16 protein-coding genes are annotated in these 21,826 nt (G+C 65.2%); 2 read left to right on the top strand and 14 right to left on the bottom strand.

The genetic code is table 11. From position 1 onward, the window contains the following. Window positions 1-7: 7 nt before the first annotated feature. The 10 genes from LK03_RS16455 to LK03_RS16500 are packed head-to-tail and all read right to left on the bottom strand — an operon-like array spanning window position 8 to window position 11,097. Window positions 8-1,144 (bottom strand): glycosyltransferase, encoded by a 1,137-nt coding sequence (locus tag LK03_RS16455; RefSeq protein WP_038413454.1) that lies wholly within the window; start codon window positions 1,142-1,144, stop codon window positions 8-10. Then, the gene (locus LK03_RS16460; RefSeq protein ID WP_038413455.1) at window positions 1,137-2,102 is read right to left on the bottom strand and encodes a glycosyltransferase family 2 protein; all 966 of its coding nucleotides are present in this window, start codon (window positions 2,100-2,102) and stop codon (window positions 1,137-1,139) included. Before LK03_RS16460 ends, LK03_RS16455 begins: the two co-directional genes overlap by 8 nt. After that, window positions 2,090-3,493, bottom strand: a complete 1,404-nt coding sequence (locus LK03_RS16465; protein WP_038413456.1) for an O-antigen ligase family protein — start codon at window positions 3,491-3,493, stop codon at window positions 2,090-2,092. Before LK03_RS16465 ends, LK03_RS16460 begins: the two co-directional genes overlap by 13 nt. Next, entirely contained in the window at window positions 3,490-4,578 is a 1,089-nt protein-coding gene (locus LK03_RS16470; RefSeq protein WP_038413457.1) for a glycosyltransferase, read from the bottom strand. Before LK03_RS16470 ends, LK03_RS16465 begins: the two co-directional genes overlap by 4 nt. Beyond that, window positions 4,575-6,173 (bottom strand): GumC family protein, encoded by a 1,599-nt coding sequence (locus LK03_RS16475; RefSeq protein WP_038413458.1) that lies wholly within the window; start codon window positions 6,171-6,173, stop codon window positions 4,575-4,577. Before LK03_RS16475 ends, LK03_RS16470 begins: the two co-directional genes overlap by 4 nt. After that, window positions 6,170-7,243, bottom strand: a complete 1,074-nt coding sequence (locus tag LK03_RS16480) for a polysaccharide biosynthesis/export family protein (protein ID WP_049870525.1) — start codon at window positions 7,241-7,243, stop codon at window positions 6,170-6,172. Before LK03_RS16480 ends, LK03_RS16475 begins: the two co-directional genes overlap by 4 nt. Window positions 7,244-7,264: 21 nt before the next feature. Further along, window positions 7,265-7,912, bottom strand: a complete 648-nt coding sequence (locus LK03_RS16485) for a CpsD/CapB family tyrosine-protein kinase (RefSeq protein WP_038413460.1) — start codon at window positions 7,910-7,912, stop codon at window positions 7,265-7,267. A 1-nt stretch (window position 7,913) separates the two neighbouring features. Beyond that, window positions 7,914-8,660: a sugar transferase gene (locus LK03_RS16490; RefSeq protein WP_038413461.1), complete on the bottom strand. Its 747-nt coding sequence runs from the start codon at window positions 8,658-8,660 to the stop codon at window positions 7,914-7,916. After that, a complete protein-coding gene (locus LK03_RS16495) occupies window positions 8,657-9,751 on the bottom strand; it encodes an NAD-dependent epimerase (RefSeq protein WP_038413462.1) in 1,095 nt (364 codons plus the stop codon). The genes LK03_RS16490 and LK03_RS16495 overlap by 4 nt, the downstream gene beginning before the upstream one ends. Continuing rightward, complete coding sequence (locus LK03_RS16500; protein ID WP_038413465.1) at window positions 9,748-11,097, bottom strand: UDP-glucose dehydrogenase family protein; 1,350 nt, start codon at window positions 11,095-11,097, stop codon at window positions 9,748-9,750. Before LK03_RS16500 ends, LK03_RS16495 begins: the two co-directional genes overlap by 4 nt. Window positions 11,098-11,479: 382 nt before the next feature. Here LK03_RS16500 and LK03_RS16505 point away from each other — a divergent pair, with 382 nt between their 5' ends. After that, complete coding sequence (locus LK03_RS16505) at window positions 11,480-13,180, top strand: sulfatase-like hydrolase/transferase (RefSeq protein ID WP_038413467.1); 1,701 nt, start codon at window positions 11,480-11,482, stop codon at window positions 13,178-13,180. 12 nt (window positions 13,181-13,192) lie between these two features. Here the strand turns inward: LK03_RS16505 and LK03_RS16510 are convergent, their stop codons facing one another. Further along, window positions 13,193-13,951 (bottom strand): PIG-L deacetylase family protein, encoded by a 759-nt coding sequence (locus tag LK03_RS16510; protein ID WP_038413469.1) that lies wholly within the window; start codon window positions 13,949-13,951, stop codon window positions 13,193-13,195. Window positions 13,952-14,123: 172 nt separating this feature from the next. On the opposite strand from LK03_RS16510, the gene LK03_RS16515 reads away from it, so the two are divergent. Further along, complete coding sequence (locus LK03_RS16515; protein ID WP_038413470.1) at window positions 14,124-15,203, top strand: metal-dependent hydrolase; 1,080 nt, start codon at window positions 14,124-14,126, stop codon at window positions 15,201-15,203. A 9-nt stretch (window positions 15,204-15,212) separates the two neighbouring features. Here the strand turns inward: LK03_RS16515 and LK03_RS16520 are convergent, their stop codons facing one another. The 3 genes from LK03_RS16520 to LK03_RS16530 form a co-directional block, all read right to left on the bottom strand. Then, window positions 15,213-16,187, bottom strand: coding sequence for an endonuclease (locus tag LK03_RS16520; protein ID WP_038413472.1), 975 nt, complete (start codon window positions 16,185-16,187; stop codon window positions 15,213-15,215). Window positions 16,188-18,878: 2,691 nt separating this feature from the next. Next, the gene (locus tag LK03_RS16525) at window positions 18,879-20,006 is read right to left on the bottom strand and encodes an HlyD family secretion protein (RefSeq protein ID WP_038413473.1); all 1,128 of its coding nucleotides are present in this window, start codon (window positions 20,004-20,006) and stop codon (window positions 18,879-18,881) included. Continuing rightward, window positions 20,003-21,652, bottom strand: a complete 1,650-nt coding sequence (locus tag LK03_RS16530) for an MFS transporter (RefSeq protein WP_038413475.1) — start codon at window positions 21,650-21,652, stop codon at window positions 20,003-20,005. Before LK03_RS16530 ends, LK03_RS16525 begins: the two co-directional genes overlap by 4 nt. Window positions 21,653-21,826 lie beyond the last annotated feature (174 nt).

The following is a 21,826-nucleotide window of genomic DNA, read 5'->3' on the forward strand; positions in this document are numbered from 1 at the left end:
CAGTCACTCAACGGGTCTGGGTGGGGTTCCACTGGGTGTAGCTGCGCCCGCGCAGAAACTGCCACAGGCCGCTGCTCATGCCGGCCACGGTGACCAGCACGAAGGCAGCCAGGCGAAAGACGCGGGGCAGACGTCGTCTGCGGTCGAGCAGGCCGAGCAGCGCCGCGCCGTAGCCAAGCAATTGCGCGCCCAGGCTCAGGCGGTAGAACGGGCTTTCATCCAACAGCCACAGGTTGCTCAGCAGCAATGGCAGCAACAGCACCGGGGCCAGGCGACGCAGCAGCTTGTGGCTGATCAGGGCGATGGCGTACAGGCCATGGCGGCGTGGATCGAGCAGCGCGCGGCGTGCCTTGAGGCTGAGCAGCCCGCCGACGGTGACGCGCTGACGGCGGCTGAACTGACGCTCGACCTCATCGGTGCCATGGTCGATGCCCCGCGCCTGATCCACATACACCAGGCGCAGGCCGGCCGCCGGGGCGCAGGTGCTGATGAAGAAATCGTCGTTGACCCGCGGCGGAATCGGTTGGAACAGCTCGCGGCGCAGCGCCTGCAGGGCGCCATCGGCCGACACGCAGCAGCCGACACGGTTCTCCAGCCGACGCAGCCAGGCCTCCAGGCGTCGGTACAGCGCTTCGCCATAGCTCATGCCCGTGCCGCTGAGCGGCATCAGCAGGTTGCCCGCCGTGGCCCCGACCTGCGCATCGGCGAACGGGCCGAGCAAGGCGGCGAAGGCGCCGCCTTGCCACTGCACGTCGGCGTCGGTGAACAGCAGGATGTCGCCGGTACAATGCGCCACGGCAGCATTGAGGGTGGCGTTCTTGCCCTGGCGCGGCAGGTCGAGCACGCTGATGCGCGGATCGTTCAGGCCGCGCGCCAGGGCCACGGTGGCGTCGCTGGAGCCGTCGCTGGCGACGACGATCTGCAGGCTGGCGAGCTGCACCTCCTGGGTTAACAAATTAGCCAGTTTGGCCTCGATGTGACGCTGTTCATTGTGCGCCGCCACCACCACGCTGACGTGCAACGGGGTAATGGGGGGCAGCTGCCGCGTCGGGCGTCGCAGGGCCAGCACGGCCAATAGCAGCGGGTAGCCGAGCCAGGCGTACAGCGGCAGCAACAGGCAGCTCCAGAAGATCGATTCAGCCACGCGAAGGCCTCCTTGTCGGGCGATTGAACAGGCTCAGCAGCAGCGCGATGCCTGCCAGGTGCAGACGAATCCAGTGCAGCCACCACAGTTGCAGGCCCAGCAACAGGTCGCGCTGGCCCAGGCTTTGCCGGGCACTGAGGATCAGCGCGGGCAGGGTGCCGAGCAGCAGCAGGCCCAGCGCCACGGGCACGTAGCCCAGAAACGCGCTCAGCACAGCTGCGCCATCGACCGCCCAGACCGCTACCGACAGCAGCGGGAAACGCAGCATGCGCACGCTGTGGCCATGACTGCGCAGCAGGTGCAGATGGCTGCCCTGGCGCCACATTTCCTTGCCCAGCCACTCGCCCCAGCGGCCTTCGAAGCCCCAGTGCAGCACCACCGGTTCGCGCACGGCCAGCAGGCGTACACCGGCCTGGTGCAGGCGCACGGTCAGGTCTTTGTCCTCGCCGGTGGTCAGGCCCTCGTCGAAGCCGCCGACCGCCTCGAAGCAGTCCCGTGGCAGCAGCAGATTGGCGCTGGGCAGCCAGCGCGCGGCCTGCTGCAAGGCGCCGCTGCGCAAGGTTCGGCGTTGCCAGGCGCGCGCATACCAGGGCGCGGCCGCTGGCGTATCGCAGTCCAGCGCGAACACCTCGCCGCGTTGCTCACGGTGCAGGCGCAGCAGGCGGGTCAGCCAGCGCTCGGGCACCTCGATGTCAGCGTCGATGAACGCCAGCCACTCGCCGCGACTGAGCGCCGCGCCCTGGTTGCGCAGGGCGCCGATGCGCAAGCCAGGCCGGCTCAGCACCCGTGCGCCGGCCTGGCGGGCGATGCGCGGACCGTCATCGTCGGAGCCGTTGTCGACCACGATCAGCTCAAAGGACAGTCCTGCACGCACTGCCGCCCGGCGCACGGCCGCAAGGCTGCGGGCGATGTGCCGGGCCTCGTTGTACATCGGCACCACCACGCTCAGCTGGACCATGGCGCAGCCTCCTGCGACGGCGCCCGCGTGCGCCACCGGGTCATGGCCTGCTCGGCCTGGAGCCGCAGCACGCTCGACAGCGCGAGCATGATCCACAGGTACTTGTGGTTCGGCGCGCTGAGGAACATCAGGAACAGCCCGATGGCGAGCATGCTCATGCTCAGGTGCGTGAGCAGATCGGCACGGCCCTGATCGCCCTGCGCCAGCCATAGCCCACGGGCCTGCCACAGGTTGTGCAGCGCCAGGGCGATCATCGCGCAGAACAGCAGACCGGCCGGTATGCCGAGTTCGCTGAACAGCTCCAGATAGGTGTTGTGGGCCTGGCGATAGAGGTTCGAAGCCTTGGCGTTGGGTGCGAAGCGGTTGGCGTAGCCGGTGGTGGCGTAGTGCAGCGGGAAGGTGCCAGGGCCTGCGCCGAGCATCGGGTTGTCGCGGATCAGCCGGCTGCCGACCACCAGATAGGACGTGCGCCGACCCAGGGAATCATCCTTGTTGCCGCTGGCACCCGACTTGAGCAGCACCAGCGACTCGATGCGCTCGACGTACTTGGCCGGCATCACCATGGCCACCGCAGGCAGCAGCAGCGCCAGGCCAAGCATGACGAAGCCCAGATGGCGCGGGCGAATGCGCTTGAACCAGGCGCGGTAGTGCACGACCGCGATGCCCAGGCTGATCAGCAGCACCACCAGCCCCGAGCGCGATTCGGTCTTGGTCATGCCTACCAGCAGCAGTCCCAGGCAGGTCAGCCACAGCAGGCGCAGCAGCCATCGCCGGCTGTTGAGCAGCGCCCACAGTGCCAGCGGTACGGCGACAGCGATGAGCATGGCGAAGACGTTGGCATCGTCCAGCAGGCCCCTGGCGCGGCCCAGTTCCTGAAAGCGTGCGGAGAACACCGCCAACGCGCAGGTGATGGCCACGCTGACGCTGATCGCCTGGCACAACAGCGTCAGGTTCAGTTCGCGGCCGACCAGCAAGGTGATGGCGAACAGCACAAAGCCCACCGCCATCATGCGCAGATGGCCCAAAGACACGCCGCTGTCGTCGCTCAGCCACAGGCTCAGCCCGTACAAGGCCAGCAAGGGCAGCAGCAGGCGCCATTGATTGCTGCGCAGGCGCTCGCCGCTGAGCTGGCCGACCGCCAGTTGCAGCAGCACAATCACCGCCAGCGAGGCGCCAATCAGCTTGGCACCGGTCAGCTCGCTGTCCTTGAACACACCCTCGAACGGCACCAGGGCGATGATCGCCAGCAGCCCCCAGGCCGGTTTGCGGTACAGCGCCAGCAGGCCGGCCAGCCCCAGTACCGCGCCAGGGGCCAGGTACGGCCAGGGGCTGGCGAGCAGGCCCAGGCTGAGCAGACCCAACAGGCTGAGCAACGACAGGGGCAGGATCATCGGCAGGCCTCCAGGGCGGCATCCAGGTACACCCGTTCCCAGCGCTGTGCCAGGGTCGGCAGGTGATGGTGCTGGCGCTGCCGGGCATAGGCTGCCTGGGCCAGCTGCCGGGCCAGCGCCGGGTCGGCGAACAGCGTCTGCAGGTGCTCGGCCAGTTCGCCGACGGCCAGAGGCGCAGCCAGCAGGCCGCTGTGGCGGTGCTCGATGACATCCGGAATGCCGCCGACAGCGAACGCCACGACTGGCAGGTGCTGCTGCATGGCCTCGAGCAGCACCATCGGCGTGCCCTCGGTGCGCGAGCTGATCACCAGTGCATCGAGCTGCGCCAGCCAGGCCGGCATGTCGTCCTGAAAACCGGGCAGGCGAATGCGCGTGGCAAGCCCGGCAGCGTCGATGCGTGCCTGCAACGCCGCGCGCTGCGGGCCGTCGCCTAGCATCACCGCGTGCAACTGGGGGTAGCGCTGGCAGAGCGGGATCAGGCAATCGAGGAACAGATCCGGGCCTTTTTCCTGACTCAGACGACCCACATAACCCGCCAGCCACTGCCCATTCGGTGTGCTGACCTGGGGTGCAGGGGCGCTGTCGGGCAGGCCATTGGCGATCACCTGCAGCTTGTTCGGCGCGACGCCGCCTGTGCGCAACTGCTCGGCGATGCTGCGGGCCACGCACACCACCTGATCGACCACCGCGCTGCGGCACATCTGCACGGTGAGCCAGCCGTACAGCCGCTGCTTGCGGCTGCTGGGGGTGAACCCATGCTGGGTGCTGATCAGCGGCAGCCGCCACAGCAGCCCAGCCAGCCAGGCCAGCGCCAGGCCACGAAAATTGTGGCTGTTGAGCAGCGGCCGTTGGCGCCGGCGGGCGCCGAGGTATGCCAGCGCCGCGCCCAGGCCCGGACAGTTGACGCAGGCCACGCCGGCGCTGCGAAAGCGCGCCAACAACGCGTGCGGCGCGCCGAGAAACAGCACCTGATGGCGTCCCGGCGCGCTCTGGCAATGGTCCAGCAGCATGCGCTCGGCGCCATAGAAGCCGCCGCTGCCCAGCAGGTGCAGCACCGGTTGGCTCAGGTGTGTGGGGCTGTTCAATTGCGCACCCAATGCATCAGCCGCGGCACCGACCAGCTGCCGTGGGGGTTGCGCCGCTGCGGGGTCTGATCGTTGAGCACCAGCAGCACCGGCAGGTCGAGTTCCTGGCCAATCTGCGCCGGGTGCTTGAAGCGACGGTCGAAGAACTCGCGCAGATACACCACCGCCACCGCCAGCAGCAGGGCGCTGAGCAGCCCGAACGGAATGATCAGGATCGGCCGTGGGAAGGCCGGCTCCGCAGGCTCGTACGGTGCGCTTAGGATGCGCGCGTTGGACAGATCACCTGCCAGTTGCCGCTCGCCACGGGCCTCTTCATAGCGCTGGGTATAGGTGAAGAAGGCCTTGTGCAGGGCGTCGATCTCGGTGTCGAGCTGACGCGCCTTGCTTTGCACCTGTTGCAGCTGATGCACGCGAGTCTGGTAATCGGCGATGCGCTGGCTCTTCTGCGCGATCACCCCTTGCACCACCGCCAGGTCCTTCTCGCGCTCCTGAACACGGTTGGCGACCACCTTGAGGAACTGCTGGCGAGTCTTGCCGATCTGCTCGCGCTGCACCTGCATCTGTTCGCTGCCGGCCTGGAACACCGACAGATCATTGCCGTAGGCCAGCACCTGATTGGTCAACTGGTCGCCGAGCAGCTTCACCTCGCGGTCTTCGAACGACACCGTGTCGTTGTTGTTGGCGGTGGTGAAGGTGAACGGGAAGGCGTAGTCGCGCAGGTTGGCGCTGCGTGCGCTGGCCAGGCTGGCCTTGAGGTAGGCCAGCCACTGCTCGCCCTGCAGCAGACGGTCGCGGTACTGGTTGAGCGCCTGCTCCTCGGTGTTGATGGCGTTGAGGCGGAAGGTGATTTCCTCTTTCGGCTCGGACGACTCGATGCCTTGCAGCAGCGCCAGGCGCTGCTGTTCGAGGTTGTCCATGCGCGTCTGGTACTGCAGTTTCTTCTGTTCGTAGAAGGTCTGCGGCAGCTCGTTGGATTGCAGGTCCTGACGGTTGCGCAGGTAGTTGTCGAGCAGGCGCTGCACGAACACCGTGCCCAGTTGCGGATCTGGCGAGCTGTAGGCCACGGACACCACGTTCGAGCCGGGCAGGGTCTCGACCTTCAGGTGCTTGATGGCATCGTCGGTCAGGGCGTCCAGTTCGGTGTCGCGCGGCGCCTCGACCTCAAGGCCGAACCAGCCCTTCAGGGGGGCGATCACCTGTTCGCGCAGCGGTCGGGTGACGTAGGTGCGCAGCGGGTCGAGCAACAGGCGCTGAAGCAGGGTCGGCGGGATGTCGTAGCGGCCTTCGCTGCGCAGTTGCGCGATGGTGTCGCGAATCAGGGTCGCCGAGCGCAGGATGTTGCTTTCGGTTTCCATGTCCGACAGGCTCGGCGGCACGAACTTGTCGCTTTCCTGGGACAGCGCGCTGTTGGTGTCGCTCTGCGAGAGCTTCTTCGACTGCACGATGACTTCGGCGTTGATGTCGTAGCTTTCGGTGAGCACCAGCGGCAACACCAGCGCGGCCAGGGCGAAGATCAGGAACACCCGCTTGGCCAGCCGCGCGTTGGCGAACAGGATGCGGAAGAACGCGTGCAGGTAGTTTTCTTTACTGTTCATGGCCTGATCCCGGGCTGAGCACTCGCTGTGTTGTTTTCTTCTGCTTCGCGGTAGCTGGTGCTTTTCTTATTGTCGACGCGGTAGCTGAAACCGAAGCCAAAGCCCTGGAACAGCACGACGTCCGCCAACTGCCGGGCCAGTTCGCCGGCGCTGGCCAGTTTGGTCTTGGGCACGTAGAGCATGTCGTCCGGCTGCAGGAAGGCCACTTGCGGGGCGCTGGCGTCGAGGGCCTTGTCGACGTTGTAGGGAATGGCCAGCACCTGCTTGTCGTTGCGCCGCAGGATCATCACCGAGTCGAGCCGTGCCTTGATGTTCGGGCCGCGCGCCAGGGTCAGCGCCTCGAGCACCGAGATCGGCCGACGGATCGGGTAGGCGCCAGGCTGGGCGACTTCCCCAAGCACGTAGATTTCATTGGCCGCCGTGGACTTGAGCATCACGTCCACGGTCATGCGTCCGGGCAGCTCGGCGTAGCGTTTGTTCAGTTGCGCCTGGAGCTGGTCGAGGGTCATGCCTTGCAGGGCCAGCGAGCCGATTTCCGGAAAACTGGCGCGTCCGTCGGTGCCCACGCTGATTTCCCGACTCAGGCCGGTTGCCGGGTGATTGAGCGAGCTGCGCAGGTTCTGCTCGTTGCTCATCGGCGTCAGCACTTGCAGCGCCAACTGGTCGCGGTTGGGTTGGAACAGGCTCTTGTTGCGGTAGGCCTGCTGGATGGTCCGGCGGGCTTCTTCCGGGGTCTGCCCGGCGATGTTCACCGAGGTGTTGGCGCGCGGCAGTTCGATGCTGCCATCGGGCAGCACCACCTGATTGCCGTTGAGCGAGGCGGCCGAGAGAAAGCTCAGGCTGACGCTGTCGCCTGGCTGGATACGGTAGGCCTGAGAGCCGACATTGCTGATGTGGAAGATCACATCGAGCACATCGCCTGGGCGCAGCACCTGATCACGGCGCGGCAGTTCACTGGCCTGGGCATCGGCCGGTGCAGCGGTCATGATCTGCACCGGCATCTGCCGGGGTTGCTGGCTGGTGCAACCGGCGAGGGTCAGCAGGCACAGCGCTATCACGGGATAGTTCATGGTGAGCTCCTGAGGGCTGGCCTAGAGGTGGTCGTACAGCCACTTGGGCATGTAGTACTTGCGCCGGTTGAAGACGCTGCCGATGACCGTGGCGCCGGCCTGCAGCAAGCGTTGGGTCGTGGCCTGGGCGACTTCCAGGCGAGTCTGCTCGGCGGTGATCACCAGGATCACGCCATCGACCAGGCTGGCGATCGCCAGGCTGTCGGCATTGGCGTATACCGCTTCGCTGTCGATCACCACGAAGCGGTAGCGGGCGCTGAGCTGGGCCAGCAGGCTGCGCAAGTGCTCGGGGTCGAGACGTTCGCGGCCACGCCGGTAGTTGCCCGCCGGCAGCACGTCGAAGGGTTGGTCGGACAGGCGCACGATGCAGTCATGGCTCAAGGGCGGCGTGTCGTGGTCGAACAGCAGGTCGCTGAAGCCGCGCAGCTTGCCCAGCCCCAGCTGCTGACTGAGGTTGTTGCCGCGGGTGCAGCTGTCGATCAGCAACACGTTGCCCGCGCTCATCAGCGCCAGTTGGCTGGCGAAGGCCAGCGCGCTGGTGCTGGTGCCGCTGCCGCTGTTGGCTGCGGTCAGCATCAGGGTGCGTTGCTCGAGGTCGAGGACGGTGGCGCTCAGGTTGGTTTCGCTGGGAGTGGCGATGCTCAGGCTTCTTGATGTCGAACCGTCCATCTCAACTTGCTCCGTGGCCAGTGAAGACTTTCAGGGGAGTCTTGAGCAGGATCTTCAGGTCCAGCATCAGGCTCTGTTGGTTGATGTAGCTGAGGTCGAGCTCGACGCGCTGGTCGAAGTCGATGTCACTGCGCCCGGAGATCTGCCACAGGCCAGTCATGCCGGGATGGATCGACAGCCGCGCGAGGTGACTGTCGTGGTAGCGATAGGCGTTGAAGGAGGTCGGTCTGGGGCCGACCAGGCGCATGTCGCCGGTGACCACGTTGATCAGGTTGGGCAATTCGTCGAGGCTGCTGCGCCGCAGCCAGGCGCCGATCGGCGTGACCCTCGGATCGCGTTCGAGCTTGAAGTCGATGGAGTTGGCGCCGTGCTTGTTGAGGTGGCGCAGCGAGTCCTTGAGCGCCTCGGCGTTGGCCACCATGGTGCGAAACTTGTACATGCCGAAGGTGCGGCCGCGGTAGCCGGTGCGTTTTTGCACGAACAGCACCGGGCCTTCACTGCTGGACTTGATCAGCAGCGCCAGCCCCAGCAGCAGGGGCGCCAGCAGCACCAGCAAGCTCAGCGCGGCCAGACACGAGAGCACGCGGTTGGTACGCGACAGCGTCCACGGCCGGCCACCGGGGCGGCCGCTGAACCAGCCGCGGCCCTGGTTGTGAATGGCCGCGTCGATGCGCTGGCGGTGTGCCGGGTCCAGGCGCTGTTCCTGGTACAACGCTGGGTCAGGCATGCTGGGGGTCTGGCCGGTCATGGCGTTCTCCTGCGGTCCGACTGCTCGCGTGCCGGGGAAAACGGCGCAGGGCTGGGCGAGTAGTGGTTCTTGAACCAGGCGACGAAGCGCCCGAGCCCTTGGTCCAACGAGATTTCAGGGGTGAAGCCGGTGACATCGGCCAGGTCGCTGGCGTCGGCGAAGGTGCTCAGCACATCCCCCGGTTGCAGCGGCAGCAGTTCGATGTGCGCGCCACGCTGCAGGTGTTTTTCCAGCAGCGCGACGTAGTCGAGCAGTTGCACCGGGCGCTGCCCGCCAATGTTGTACAGACGCCATGGCGCGTGGCTGCTGGCAGGGTCGGGGCGGTGCGAATTCCAGCCGGGATTGCTGGTCGGTGGCAAAGGAATCAGCCGCACCAGGCTTTCGACGATGTCGTCGATGTAGGTGAAGTCGCGCTGGTGGCGGCCTTCGTTGAACAGCTGGATCGGCCGGCCTTCGCTGATCGCCCGGGCGAACAGCATCGGTGACATGTCGGGTCGGCCCCACGGGCCGTACACGGTGAAAAAACGCAGACCGCTGCTGGGAATGCCGAACAGGTGGCTGTAGCTGTGGGCCATGGCCTCGTTGGCTTTCTTGGTTGCGGCGTACAACGACAGCGGGTGGTCGACGGCGTCCTGAACCCGGTACGGCGTACTCAGGTTGGCGCCATACACCGAGCTGGACGAGGCGTACAGCAGGTGGCTGACCGGGTTGCGTCGGCAGCCTTCGAGCACGTTGAGAAAGCCGGCCAGGTTGCTGTCGAGGTAGGCGTGGGGGTTTTGCAGCGAGTAGCGCACGCCGGCCTGCGCGGCCAGGTGCACCACCACATCGGGGCGCTGGCTGGCGAACAGGCTGGCGACGCCGTTGCGGTCGGCCAGGTTCAGGCTGTCGAGGGTCAGCTTGCCCACCGAGGTACCGTTGATCGCATTGCTGCTGGCATCGCGGCGCACCCACTGCACCCGCGCATGTTTGAGTGCCGGGTCGTAGTAGTCGTTGAAATTATCAATGCCGTGTACGTCGTGGCCGTCGAGCAACAGCCGGCGGCAGGTATGGGCACCGATGAAACCGGCCACGCCGGTGACCAGCACTTTCATTTCGACTGCGCCGTTGGCTGCACCTGACGCCGACCGATGCCGGCGTAGCGCAGGCCCTGGGCGGCGACCAGGGCAGGGTCGTAGAGATTGCGCCCATCGACGATCAGGCGCTCGCGCAGCTTGCCCGCCAGCAGGGCGAAGTCGACCACGCGAAAGTGTTTCCACTCGGTGCAGATCACCAGCGCATCGGCATCCTGCACGGTGTCGTCGCGGGTGGCGCACAGGTGCAGATCGGGGCGGTAACCATAGAGCCGGCGGCACTCGTCCATGGCCTGCGGATCATAGGCGCGCACGCTGGCCCCGGCCGCCCACAGGGCTTCGATCAGGTAGCGGCTTGGCGCTTCGCGCATGTCGTCGGTATTGGGTTTGAAGGCCAGACCCCAGACGGCGACGGACTTGCCTTGGAGCTCACCCAGGTGCTGCTGCAACTTGGCGAACAACAGCTGGCGCTGGCGGTCGTTGACCTCGCTGACGCTTTGCAGCAGGCGCAACGGCATGCCGCTGTGCTGGGCACTGTGCAGCAGGGCGCGTAGATCCTTGGGGAAGCACGAGCCACCAAAGCCGCAGCCGGGGTAGATGAAGTGGTAGCCGATCCGCGGGTCGGAGCCGATGCCCTTGCGCACCGCTTCGATATCGGCGCCCAGGTGCTCGCTGAGGTTGGCCAGCTCGTTCATGAAACTGATGCGCGTGGCGAGCATGGCATTGGCCGCGTACTTGGTCAGCTCGGCGCTGCGGTTGTCCATGAACATGAGTTTTTCGTGGTTGCGGCAGAACGGCGCATAGAGCTGGCCGAGCACGTTGCGGGTGTGCTCGTCGCTGCAGCCGACGATGATCCGGTCCGGACGCATGCAGTCGGCCAGGGCGCTGCCTTCCTTGAGAAACTCCGGGTTCGACACCACGCGCACGTCCAGATGCGCCTTGCCCAGTCGCTGCAGCTCGCTGCGTGCCAGCGCCAGCACCTGGTCGGCGGTACCAACCGGCACAGTCGACTTGATCACCAGGATGCGCGGCGCTTCCATCAGCGCTGCGATCTGCCGGGTCACCGTCAGTACATGGGAAAGGTCTGCCGAGCCGTCTTCATCCGGTGGTGTGCCGACAGCGATGAACAGCAGCTCGGCATGGGCCACAGCGTCGCTGGCCTGGGTGCTGAAGGCCAGGCGACCATTGTGCAGATTGTCTTCCAGCACCTCGGAAAGCCCCGGTTCGCTGATCGGCGGTACGCCCTGGTTGAGCTGTTCGATCTTGTGCGTGTCGACATCGACGCACAGCACACGATGGCCAACGTCTGCCAACGCCGCAGCCTGCACCAGTCCCACATAACCGCTGCCAAAAACACTCACGTCCATGCCGCGTGCCCCAAGGGTTGAGTAAGGAGGGTGAAACACGAATGTGGAATGGTTATAGCGCAGTAAATCGGCGGCGCGTCAAAGCAATGGCATGTTTCGGCGCATTTACAGGACATGACAGTTTGGCGAATGGCCATCAACCCCTTTCCAATCCGTGACTTAGCGCGACAATCGAATGGCGGAGTGAATTCAATAAATCGACGAGCGGTCATAAGTCACTGATATATCGGGTTTGTGCTCGATAGTCAGTGTCGCTAAGTGTTTTTCAGCACGCCAAAATAAGGCGCCCTGAGATAGTCATTAATTTGACGATATTCACCTTGTGCTTTGTTTCACAGCTGCTACGTTTGCAGTGAAATCCTGTGAACCGAGGGCCGTAACGATGCGTGGGTGGATCAAGGCACTGCTGCTGCTGGCCTATCTAGGCTGTTTCCATCAGGCCATCGCCGACCGTGTGCAGGCGCTCGGCGCAGGCCTGGCGCTGCTGTTGTTTGTGGGCATGTTCTCGGTGCTGGCAGCGGCCTTGTGGCTCGCTGCCTGGACCCGACCGATGCCACTGCGCTGGGCACTGGCCATCCTGCTGGCAAGCAGTGCGGCGATGTTCGACGCGTATGGACAGATCACCGAGTCCTACCTGACCTACAGCGCCTTCGTGTCGATGGTGTATTCGGCGGGCTTCATCCTAGAAGCGTTGCAGCAGTACGGCCATGCCATTGCCCTGGCCGTGGGCAAGGCGCTGCTGGTACTGCTGGGTATCGGCATCCGTCCGCCCGCAGCGATGCGTGTGCCGCGCGGGCTGCCGGTGGCCGCGCCGTTGCTGGCGCTGGGGTTGTTGATCGCGGTGCTGTTCGTGCGTGCCGGGGAGGGCGCTCGCGGCTTGCCGGTGATGTATACACCGCTGGCCTATCTGACACTGCTGGGCTATGAATCGCTGCACGCAGGCCTTGGCCCGCGTCAGCCCGTCAGCCTGACGCCCGCGCAGTCACCGAGCGCTCGGCATATCGTGCTGGTCATCGATGAGAGCATCGCCGGCAACTACCTCGACATCAACACGCCCGGTGGCGTCAGCACGCCGCTCAGCCAGGCATTGCCGCAGGTCGAGGTGTACAACTTCGGCTACGCCGCCTCGGTGGCCAACTGCAGCGCCGACACCAATGTCACCCTGCGCTACGGCGGCACCCGCCAGGACTATCTGCGCATCAACGCCACCGGGCCTTCGATCTGGCAATACGCCAAGGCCGCCGGGCTGCATACCGTGTACATCGACGGCCAGCGCACCGGCGGGGCCTTGCAGAACCTGATGACCCGCAGCGAACAGAACGATATCGACCAGTTCATCCAGTTCGACGATACGTCGGTGCAAGAGCGCGACATGGCCGCCGCTGCACGACTGATCGAGCTATTGGCATCGCCCCAGCCGCAGTTGATCGTGATCAACAAGGTCGGTGCACATTTTCCGGTGCACGACAAATACCCGGACGCTTTCATGCACTACCGTCCGGCGTTGTCCCGCGGGCGTTACGTCGACGTCGCCGACACCGGCGAACGCGCCGGTTTCGACGGCAGCCCCAGCGACTGGCAGCGTTACCGCAATGCGTATCGCAATACCTTGCTGTGGAATGTCGGGGAGTTCTTCAACCGTCTGCTGCACCAGGCAGACTTCCGCGACACGGTGCTGATCTATACCTCCGACCACGGTCAGGACCTGCACGAGCGCGGCAATCCTGGCCTGAATACCCACTGCGGCAGCGATCCAAACCCCGAGGAAGGCCTGGTGCCGCTGCTGGTGTTGCAGGGCAGGGGTCTGCGCAGCCTCGACTGGCAAGCGCACTTGGCGCAAAACCGCAACGCTTCGAGTCACTACAATATCTTCCCCACCTTGCTGCTGCTGATGGGCTACGGGCGAAGTGAAGTCAGCGCGCTGTACGGACGCTCGCTGGATGTGCCGACCATTGATCCTTTCACCTTCAACGCCCGTTTCAACGCACGCCTTGGCGCCAAGCCCGACTTCCGTCATATCGACGTGCAGCGACTGCAGATGCCGGACCAGGCGCGGGACATTGCCGCATCCAAGGCGCCGTGAGGCGCCGGCAGCTCAGAGCAGTATCAGCTCGAAGGGTTGCAGCAGGCAGTCGAGCAAGGTCGCCGGCACCACGGGTGGGCGCCCCGCGTCTGCGCTGAGCTGGCTGGTGTGGGCGCTGATGGCCTGGCGCTTGCGCGCCACCCGTGCCTCGTCGAGCTGGATGCGCCGCGCCCGTGCCCATGGCAGGCGGTTGTCATCAGCGCTTGCCCAGTGCCAGGCCCACACCGGCACCTCCGCCAGCTGCGCACCGCGGGCCTGGGCCGCCTGGGCACCGGCACGGCCAATGGCTTCGTGATCGCAATGACCATCGTTGCGCCAGGGCACCATGAGCAGGTCGTCGGGCTTGAGCAATTGGCTCAGGTGGCTGACCAGGTACGCCTCGTTGCGTTGCACGCCGCCGTCCTTGAGGCTCAGGCGCCGCCAGTCGAGGTGACAGAGGTCGAGGTTGAGCGCCTGCAAGGCGTGGCGGCTTTCCAGGGGACGCTGATGGCGCAGTCGCCGTTCACTCCACTGCTGTGAGTCGGGATGGCTGCCCTCGCCATCGGTGGCGGAAATCAGCAGCAAGTCATGCTCACGGCCGGCAAAGCCTGCCAGCAGACCACCGGCCATGAGAATTTCATCGTCCGGATGCGGCGCCACCAGCACCAGCCTACGACCGGGTGGACATAACTGCTGCGGATCGATCCAAGGCGCACGGGCCAAGTGCGCACACTGTTGCCACTGCTGCCAGGGGGTGCCTTGACTGGCTTGGATCAGGTTATCGTCGCTCATGGTTGGCCAGGCTCCAGAACACGGCAGTTCGCTGCCGAGACGTTGTCCAGTTCAGAGGACGGCTGCGCCTGTGGAGTTCAACCCTCCTGACCACGGGGCGCCGGCAGAAGGCTTTGCACGCCTGGCTCGATCCGGGTAGCGTGCCAGCAGACTGATCAGGAAGCCTTACCTTATGGATTCAATTACCCAGGCGCTGCTTGGCGCTGCGCTGCAAGGCGCGCTGCTGGGCCGTGTTCAAGGCCGTCGGGCGCTGCTATACGGCGCGGCGCTGGCCACTGTGCCGGATCTTGACGTGTTCATCCGCTACGCCGACCCGGTGTCGCAAATGACGTTCCATCGTGGCTTTACCCATTCGCTGTTCGTGCTCACCGCACTGGCGCTGGCCTTGTCCACACTGGTCATGGCCGTGGCGCGCTGGCGCTGGCCCGACCACGGCTACCGATGGCCGCGGTTGATGCTGACCTTCTGGCTGGTGCTGGTGACCCACCCCTTGCTCGATGCTTTCACCGTATACGGCACACAATTGCTCTGGCCGCTCGGTGTGACGCCACAGAGTTGGGCGGCCGTGTTCATCGTCGATCCGGTGTACAGCGTGCCATTGCTGCTGGCGGTGGCGTATGCCGCCGTGCGTGGCCTGGGTCTGCGCAGTCGGCAGTGGCTGGGGGTGGCGCTGGTGTTCAGCACCCTGTACCTGGGCGGTGGGCTGGCCGGGCGAATGGCTGCCGAGCAACGCTTGCAGGCGGCGCTCGAGGCACAAGGTGTGACGGTGAGCGAGGTCAAGGCGGTGCCGATGGCGTTTACCAGTCTGGTCTGGCGGGTGCTGGCCAAGACCCCGGACGGTGACTACATCGAAGCGGTGAGCAGTGTGCTGGACCGCGATGCACCCGAGATGCAGCGCCTGTCACGGCACATCGAGGACGCACGCCTGCTCGACGGGGTAATGCTGCACGAGCGCCTGCGCTGGTTCACCGATGACTGGTTGCGCTACGACATCATCGGTGATGCGCTGGTGGTCACCGATCTGCGCATGGGCACGCCGGGCAACTACAACTTCCGCTTCCAGATGGCCCGGCGCGATGCGCAAGGCCAATGGCAGGCCGTCACCCCATCGCGCTGGCGTGAGGACGACGGCCGTTCGATGTTCGACCGTGAGCAACTGACGCTGATCTGGCGACGCATCTTCACTGCGCAGCCGCCCTTGCCGCTGGCGACCTGGCAGACCCGGTTCCTGGGCCCGCAAGGTGCGCAGTGAGGCGCGGGTTCAGCGGCAGTTGCCGGCCTTCTTGTAGCCCTGGGCCTGCGCCTGGGCTTCGGACTCGAAGCTGATGCGATTCTTCGCCGCGACCTGGGTGTAGGACGGACAGCCGCTGGGCAGGTGATACACGTGGCTGTTCTGGTTGCCGATGATGCTGCCGCCTGTGGCGCCACGGGTATCGGCCTTGGCGCTGGCCGGCACGCCGGACTTTGCCGGGCTGCTGGCGGCGCTGGCATTCAAGCCATCGCCCACTGGGCGGTAGCCTTGGCTCCACTGCCGCGCGCCGCTGACGAACGGATTGCCGTGGCCCATGACCGCGGCGATGCGCTGGTCACGCTGACGCTCCCAGGCGCTGACCGGGTACTGCTTGTCCCAGGCCATCAGCAGGCGTTGCTGCTGGTTGGACATGTTCAGCTTGTAGCGATCGAACATGTAGAAGGTGGTGCGCGCCACCAACCCCTTGACCTCGTCGCGCGGCTCGGCGGTGCGCTGCTGGAAGTCGATGCGCGTCTTGCACTGGCCGTACTGCGGCGCCACGCCCGAGACCATGCCGTAGTTGAAATTGCTGCGATCACCATTGACCTCGCCCACGGCCGGGTAGAGGTTGAACAGGTCGGCTTCCATGGCGCGGAACACCGGGTCGTTGTCCACGCACTGTTTGCGTCCGCCGTTCTGCCAGCACTGACGCTGATGGCCAAAGGTCCAGGCCGGCACGATGTGTTCCCATTCGGTGCGCTCGGCGCGGTTCTGCTGCTTGCGCGCGCTCAGGCCGCACGAAGCAGGGTCGATACGCCCGCCCGATTTGCCGACCCAGCTCCACTGGCAACCGCAATAAAGATCGCCCGTGGCGCTGCTGGCCTGGTCGAGGTAGACCTGCTGCTTGGCGACGACTTTGGCCTGGGTGAAGGTGTCGGGCGGGCTGGCGAAGGCGGGGAGGATGACGGCGAGGCTTAGGGTTACAGCGGACAACAATCGATTCATGGGTCAATGTGGGTCAGGAAAATGGGGGGGCATTATAGGCTTGCAGCATGTTTGCGGGGGGGCGCTTTGAGGGGCGTCGCAGAGACCGCCAAGACATTCCTGGCCGCAGCCGCTCGGTTTTGTCCTGATCGATAGATCGGCTTCGATATTGATGCGCGCCTGTCACATCGCAGGTTTCGCCTGGCGGCGACCGACTTTTGGGGGCAAAAGTCGGCAAAACCCTGTGCTCCACTAGCCGGCCCTACACTGCGCTTCGCTCCGTTCCGGGTCCCCTGCGTTCCGGCACTCTTCGGGCCAGCGCGGGCAAGGGTTGCTGCGCAACCCTAACACCTCGCGTCCTCGGCTAAAGCCTCGGGTGCGCTGCGCGCACGGCCCTACGAGCACCTCCTCTCCGGCCGGCTACAGTCGCGATCGGTGTTGTCTGAGCGATTGGTGTATGAGAGCGGTTGGCCGATGTTGTTGCGATCAGTCGTTCAAGTCGATTTCTACAGGCTTGCCGCACAGATATTCATGGACGCAGCCGCTGTGCCAGTGATTGGCATTGACGCCAACACTTGGTCCTGTGCAGCGATAGCTGCGATGGCCCAAGCGCGCGAAGGCTCTTGTACCTCAATCGTCCAGGCGACACAGATCGCGACTGTAGCCGGCCGGAGCGGAGGTGTTCGAAGGGGCGTGCGCGTCAGCGCACCCGAGGCGTAGCCGAGGACGCGAGGTGTGAGGGTTGCGCAGCAACCCTTGCCCGCGGCGCCCCGTAGAGCACCGGAGCGCAGGGGACCCGGAACGGAGCGAAGCGTAGTGCAGGGCCGGCTAGTGGAGCATGGCGGTTTTGCATCCTTTTGCCCGTGAGACGGACCTGCGCAAAAGGATGTCGCCGCAGGCGAAACAGCGGTCTTGAAGCCAACAAATCTCTGCAGGTCATAGCGTTGGCCCCCCACCCGGAAACAACTGAATATCCTCAGGCTCACCCGCTCAGAATTGATCGGTAGATCGACATCGATGCTGATGCGCTTGTCACATCACAGGTTTCGCCTTGCGGCGACCCCCTTTTTGGGGAAAAAGGGGGGAAAACCCTGTGCTCCACTAGCCGGCCCTACACTGCGCTTCGCTCCGTTCCGGGTTCCCTGCGTTCCGGCACTCTCCGGGCCAGCGCGGGCAAGGGTTGCTGCGCAACCCTAACACCTCGCGTCCTCGGCTAACGCCTCGGGTGCGCTGCGCGCACGGCCCTACGAGTACCGGATCGAAGGCCGGCTACAGTCGCGATCGGTGTTGTCTGAGCGATCTGTGTACAAAAAGCGCTTTGCCGATGTTGTTGCGGTCAGTCAGGTGGATTTCGACAAACTCACGACTCTAGTAGTCCGGCCGCAGCTGCTCAGCATCGTGATTGGCATTGACGCCAGCACTCAATCCTCTGCAGCGACAGCTGCGATGGTCCAGGCGCTGGGGCTCTTGTACATCAATCATCCAGGCGACACAGATCGCGACTGTAGCCGGCCGGAGCGTAGGTGTTCGAAGGGGCGTGCGCGTCAGCGCACCCGAGGCGTAGCCGAGGACGCTAGGTGTTAGGGTTGCGCAGCAACCCTTGCCCGCGGCGCCCCGTAGAGCGCCGGAGCGCAGGGGACCCGGAACGGAGCGTAGCGCAGTGCAGGGCCGGCTAGTGGAGCATGGCGGTTTTGCATCCTTTTGCCGCGTCAAAAGGATGTCGCCGCAGGCGAAACAGCGGTCTTGAAGCCAACGAATCTCTGCAGGTCATAGCGTTGGCCCTCCACCCGGAAACAACTGAATATCCTCAGGCTCACCCGCTCAGAATTGATCGGTAGATCGGTAGATCGGTAGATCGACATCGATGCTGATGCGCTTGTCACATCACAGGTTTCGCCTTGCGGCGACCCCCTTTTTGGGGAAAAAGGGGGGAAAACCCTGTGCTCCACTAGCCGGCCCTACACTGCGCTTCGCTGCGTTCCGGGTCCCCTGCGTTCCGGCACTCTTCGGGCCAGCGCGGGCAAGGGTTGCTGCGCAACCCTAACACCTCGCGTCCTCGGCTGCGCCTCGGGTGCGCTTCGCGCACGGCCCTACGAGCACCTCCACTCCGGCCGGCTACAGTCGCGATCGGTGTGGCCTGAGCGATCGATGTATGGGAGCGCTTTGCCGATGCTGTTGCGGTCAGTCAGGTGGATTCTGACAAGTTCACTACTCAAATATGCCCTGTCGCAGCCGCTGAGCTTTGTGATCGGCATCGACGTCAGAACTAGATCGTCGCCAGCGACAGCTGCGATTGCACAGGCGCCCTAGGGCTCTTTTACATCAATCATCCAGGCGACACAGGTCGCGACTGTAGCCGGCCGGAGCGGAGGTGTTCGAAGGGGCGTGCGCGTCAGCGCACCCGAGGCGTAGCCGAGGACGCGAGGTGTGAGGGTTGCGCAGCAACCCTTGCCCGCGGCGCCCCGTAGAGCAACGGAGCGCAGGGAACCCGGCACGGAGCGAAGCGCAGTGCAGGGCCGGCTAGTGGAGCACGGGGTTTTGCCGACTTTTGCCCTCAAAAGTCGGTCGCCGCCAGGCGAAACTGGAGCAATTAAAACAAATGGATCTGTATCGGCCTGACTCCGTCGCCGGACAGAGCTCGCCGCAACCTTTTTCGCGACTGAAGTCGGTCAGACAGGCACCGAGAAAGTCGAAGCAAAACCCCAACACCCCTCACTGCGCCGTATCGATACTCACCACCACCGACATCCCAGGCCGAAGCCGCCGCGCCTCATCCTGATCGGCATCGACACTGATGCGCACCGGAATGCGCTGGGCGATCTTGACGAAGTTGCCGGTGGCGTTGTCGCCTTGCAGTAGGGCGAACTCCGAGCCGGTAGCGGGGGAAATCTGCTCCACGCGGCCGCGCAGTGTGTGATGGTTCAGGGCATCGACGGTGAAGCTCACCGCTTGCCCGACACGCACGTCGGCCATTTGCGTTTCCTTCATGTTGGCGATCACCCACAAGGTGTCGGGCACCAGCGCCATCAGCTGCGCGCCAGCGTTGGCGTAGGCGCCCAGACGCGTGCCGATCTGTCCCAGCTGGCCATCGCGTGGTGCCACCACGCGGGTGTTGTCCAGGTCGATGCGGGCCAGCTCGACAGCGGCCTTGGCGTTCTCTACCGCCGCTTGCAGCGCAGCGCGGTTGACCACCACCGACTCGCGGTCCTGGCGGGCAATCTCCAGGGCGGCCTTGGCCTGGGCGACGCTGGCCTGACCGGCGGCAGCGGCGGCGCGGGTGATGTCCAGTTCGCGGCGTGACACCGAGCCGTCGCTGATCAGCGCCTGGTTGCGGCGCAGGTCGGCCTGGGCTTTGTCGGCCTGGGCGGCAGCATCGGCGATGGCGGCGCGGCGTTGCTCGATGGTGGCCTCGGCGCTGTTGCGCTGTTGCAGGTTGTTGGCAAGCGCCGCCTGCTGTTGCTGCAGCTGCGCCTTGGCCTGGGCCAGGCGTTGGCGGTAGATGCGGTCATCCAGGCGCACCAGCAGGTCACCGGCCTTGACGAACTGGAAGTCGTGCACGGGCACTTCGACGATATACCCGGCCAGCTGCGGCCCGATCACCGTGACCTGGCCGCGTACCAGTGCATTTTCGGTGCTTTCCACGGCGCTGCTGAAGGGCGGCAGACGCCAGGCATACAGCACCAGCAGCACGCCGGCGATGGCGATACCGGCAAAGATCAAGGTCGACAGCAGCCGTACCCGGCGCGTGCGTCCGGGGTTTTCCGGCTCGCTGGGCGGCGCTTTGCCCTCCGGGGTTTCGGCCAGGGCAGTGGTGGTGGTCGAAGGCGTGTCCTGGGTCATCGGGTCGGGGCACCGGCAGTCAAGGGTTCGGAGGGAGTGCGGCGCGTCGAGTACCAGACCCACGAGCGGCGCAGGAAGATCCACAGCATGGTCAACAGCGCCAGGGCGCCAATGAGCATGAACACATCGTTGTAGGCCAGCACGTTGGCCTCGCGCGTCGCAGCGTTGGCCAGCAACCGCAGGCCGACCTCGCTGCGCAGGGCCGGGTCGCTGACCAGCCCGCCATAGCTGGCCGCGCCACTTTGCACCCGAGCGGCCACCAGCGGGTCGAAGGCGCTGAGTTGCTCAGTCAGCTGGCTGGAATGAAATTTCTCCCGCCACACCTGGAAGGTGCCCAGCAGCGCTGCGCCGAGCAGGCCCCCGAGGTTGTTGCAGATGCCGAACATCACCGAAAAACTGATGAGGTTGCGTGGGTTGGCACGCACGTGGCTGATGCCCATGACCATGCACGGGCCCAGAAAGAAGGTACTGCCGAAGGCCAGCAGGAACTGGCTCAGGTACATCTGCGCCGGGCGGGTCAGGTTGCTCGAAGTGCTGTCCATGAACGCGCCCAGGGCCATCGCCCCCAGCGAGATGAACAGCGGCCACACCAGATGCACCGGGTTGATGGTCAGTGCGCTCACGGCAAGCCCGGCCACCGCGCCCAGCAGCATCACCGCATACAGCGTGCGCATCTGCTCGCTGCCCAGGTTCAGCGCCTGCAGAAAGCCCACTGCGCCGGTGGACTGCTCAGAGGTGACCATGCGGATCAGCACCACGCACAAGGCCAGCCGCACGATCGCTGCGCTGCCCAGCCAGCGCGTCATCAGCAGCGGGTTGCGGCGGTTGTGCTCGATCGCCAGGCCCGCGCAGATCAACGCGATCGAGGCCGCCAGGGCAACGCCGATCCACGGCGTCTCCAGCCACCACTCGATGCGCCCCAATGACAGCGCCGCGCAGAGCAGGGCGGTGCCGCCGGCCATCAGGGAGAAGGTCAGAAAATCCAATGGTTCGAAGGTCTTGAAGCGGTCGCCGGGCGGCAACTTGAGCAACAGCACGCAACCCAACGCTGCCAGCGCCAGGCCCAGTTCGAACAGGTACAGGCCGCGCCATTCGGCGATCTGCAGCAGGTCTTCGGAAAAGATCCGCGCCAGCGGCAGGGCCAGCTGCGAGGCGCCCAGGCCCAGCACCATGGCCTTGAGGCGCCATTTGGCCGGGAAGGCCTGGATCATGTAGTACAGGCCCAGCGAGGTGAGCGCCGCGCCGACCATGCCGTGGGCAGCGCGTACCGCCACCGCGGAATTGAGGTCATTGACGAACAGGTGGGCGAAGGTCACCAGCGCGTACAGCACCAGAAACACCTCGGTGAAGGCGCGCAGGCCGAACTCCTGGCGAAACTTCACCAGCAGCAGGTTCATTGACACGTTGGTCATCACGTAGGCGGCGGGCAGCCAGGCCATCTCGGCGGTGGTGGCGCCCAGCGCGCCTTGCAGAAACACCAGGTTGGCGGTGACCAGCGCGTTGCCCAGCCCGCCGGTGATCGCCACCAGCAGACCGACCAGGCCATAGGCCACGCGCTTGCTCGGCGCATGCAGCGGTGTCGACGGCGAGCCTGGCAGCACCGGCCGTTCATGCTCCTGCCATTGGCGGGGGGCGTACTTGTCCATGCAACGCTCTGTACTGCTGGAAGAGAAGAAGTATTGACTGTAATGGACTGACAGGCCCGGAAAAAATTCTCTTGTCGCCAAGGTACTCGAGGCGCGAGGTCAGCAGCGATGCGGTGGTCGACGGTGGCGTTAGCTGGACAGCCATCGACAGCCGCGATGCGCACAAAAAAGGCG

Source organism: Pseudomonas cremoricolorata (assembly GCF_000759535.1).
Lineage (GTDB): Bacteria > Pseudomonadota > Gammaproteobacteria > Pseudomonadales > Pseudomonadaceae > Aquipseudomonas > Aquipseudomonas cremoricolorata_A.

Coding starts and splice junctions, on each gene's coding strand:
- LK03_RS16520 (WP_038413472.1), bottom strand. CDS start 16,187: ATGAATCGATTGTTGTCCGCTGTAACCCTAAGCCTCGCCGTCATCCTC.
- LK03_RS16465 (WP_038413456.1), bottom strand. CDS start 3,493: ATGATCCTGCCCCTGTCGTTGCTCAGCCTGTTGGGTCTGCTCAGCCTG.
- LK03_RS16490 (WP_038413461.1), bottom strand. CDS start 8,660: ATGACCGGCCAGACCCCCAGCATGCCTGACCCAGCGTTGTACCAGGAA.
- LK03_RS16500 (WP_038413465.1), bottom strand. CDS start 11,097: ATGGACGTGAGTGTTTTTGGCAGCGGTTATGTGGGACTGGTGCAGGCT.
- LK03_RS16480 (WP_049870525.1), bottom strand. CDS start 7,243: ATGAACTATCCCGTGATAGCGCTGTGCCTGCTGACCCTCGCCGGTTGC.
- LK03_RS16510 (WP_038413469.1), bottom strand. CDS start 13,951: ATGAGCGACGATAACCTGATCCAAGCCAGTCAAGGCACCCCCTGGCAG.
- LK03_RS16515 (WP_038413470.1), top strand. CDS start 14,124: ATGGATTCAATTACCCAGGCGCTGCTTGGCGCTGCGCTGCAAGGCGCG.
- LK03_RS16460 (WP_038413455.1), bottom strand. CDS start 2,102: ATGGTCCAGCTGAGCGTGGTGGTGCCGATGTACAACGAGGCCCGGCAC.
- LK03_RS16530 (WP_038413475.1), bottom strand. CDS start 21,652: ATGGACAAGTACGCCCCCCGCCAATGGCAGGAGCATGAACGGCCGGTG.
- LK03_RS16485 (WP_038413460.1), bottom strand. CDS start 7,912: ATGGACGGTTCGACATCAAGAAGCCTGAGCATCGCCACTCCCAGCGAA.
- LK03_RS16495 (WP_038413462.1), bottom strand. CDS start 9,751: ATGAAAGTGCTGGTCACCGGCGTGGCCGGTTTCATCGGTGCCCATACC.
- LK03_RS16505 (WP_038413467.1), top strand. CDS start 11,480: ATGCGTGGGTGGATCAAGGCACTGCTGCTGCTGGCCTATCTAGGCTGT.
- LK03_RS16475 (WP_038413458.1), bottom strand. CDS start 6,173: ATGAACAGTAAAGAAAACTACCTGCACGCGTTCTTCCGCATCCTGTTC.
- LK03_RS16525 (WP_038413473.1), bottom strand. CDS start 20,006: ATGACCCAGGACACGCCTTCGACCACCACCACTGCCCTGGCCGAAACC.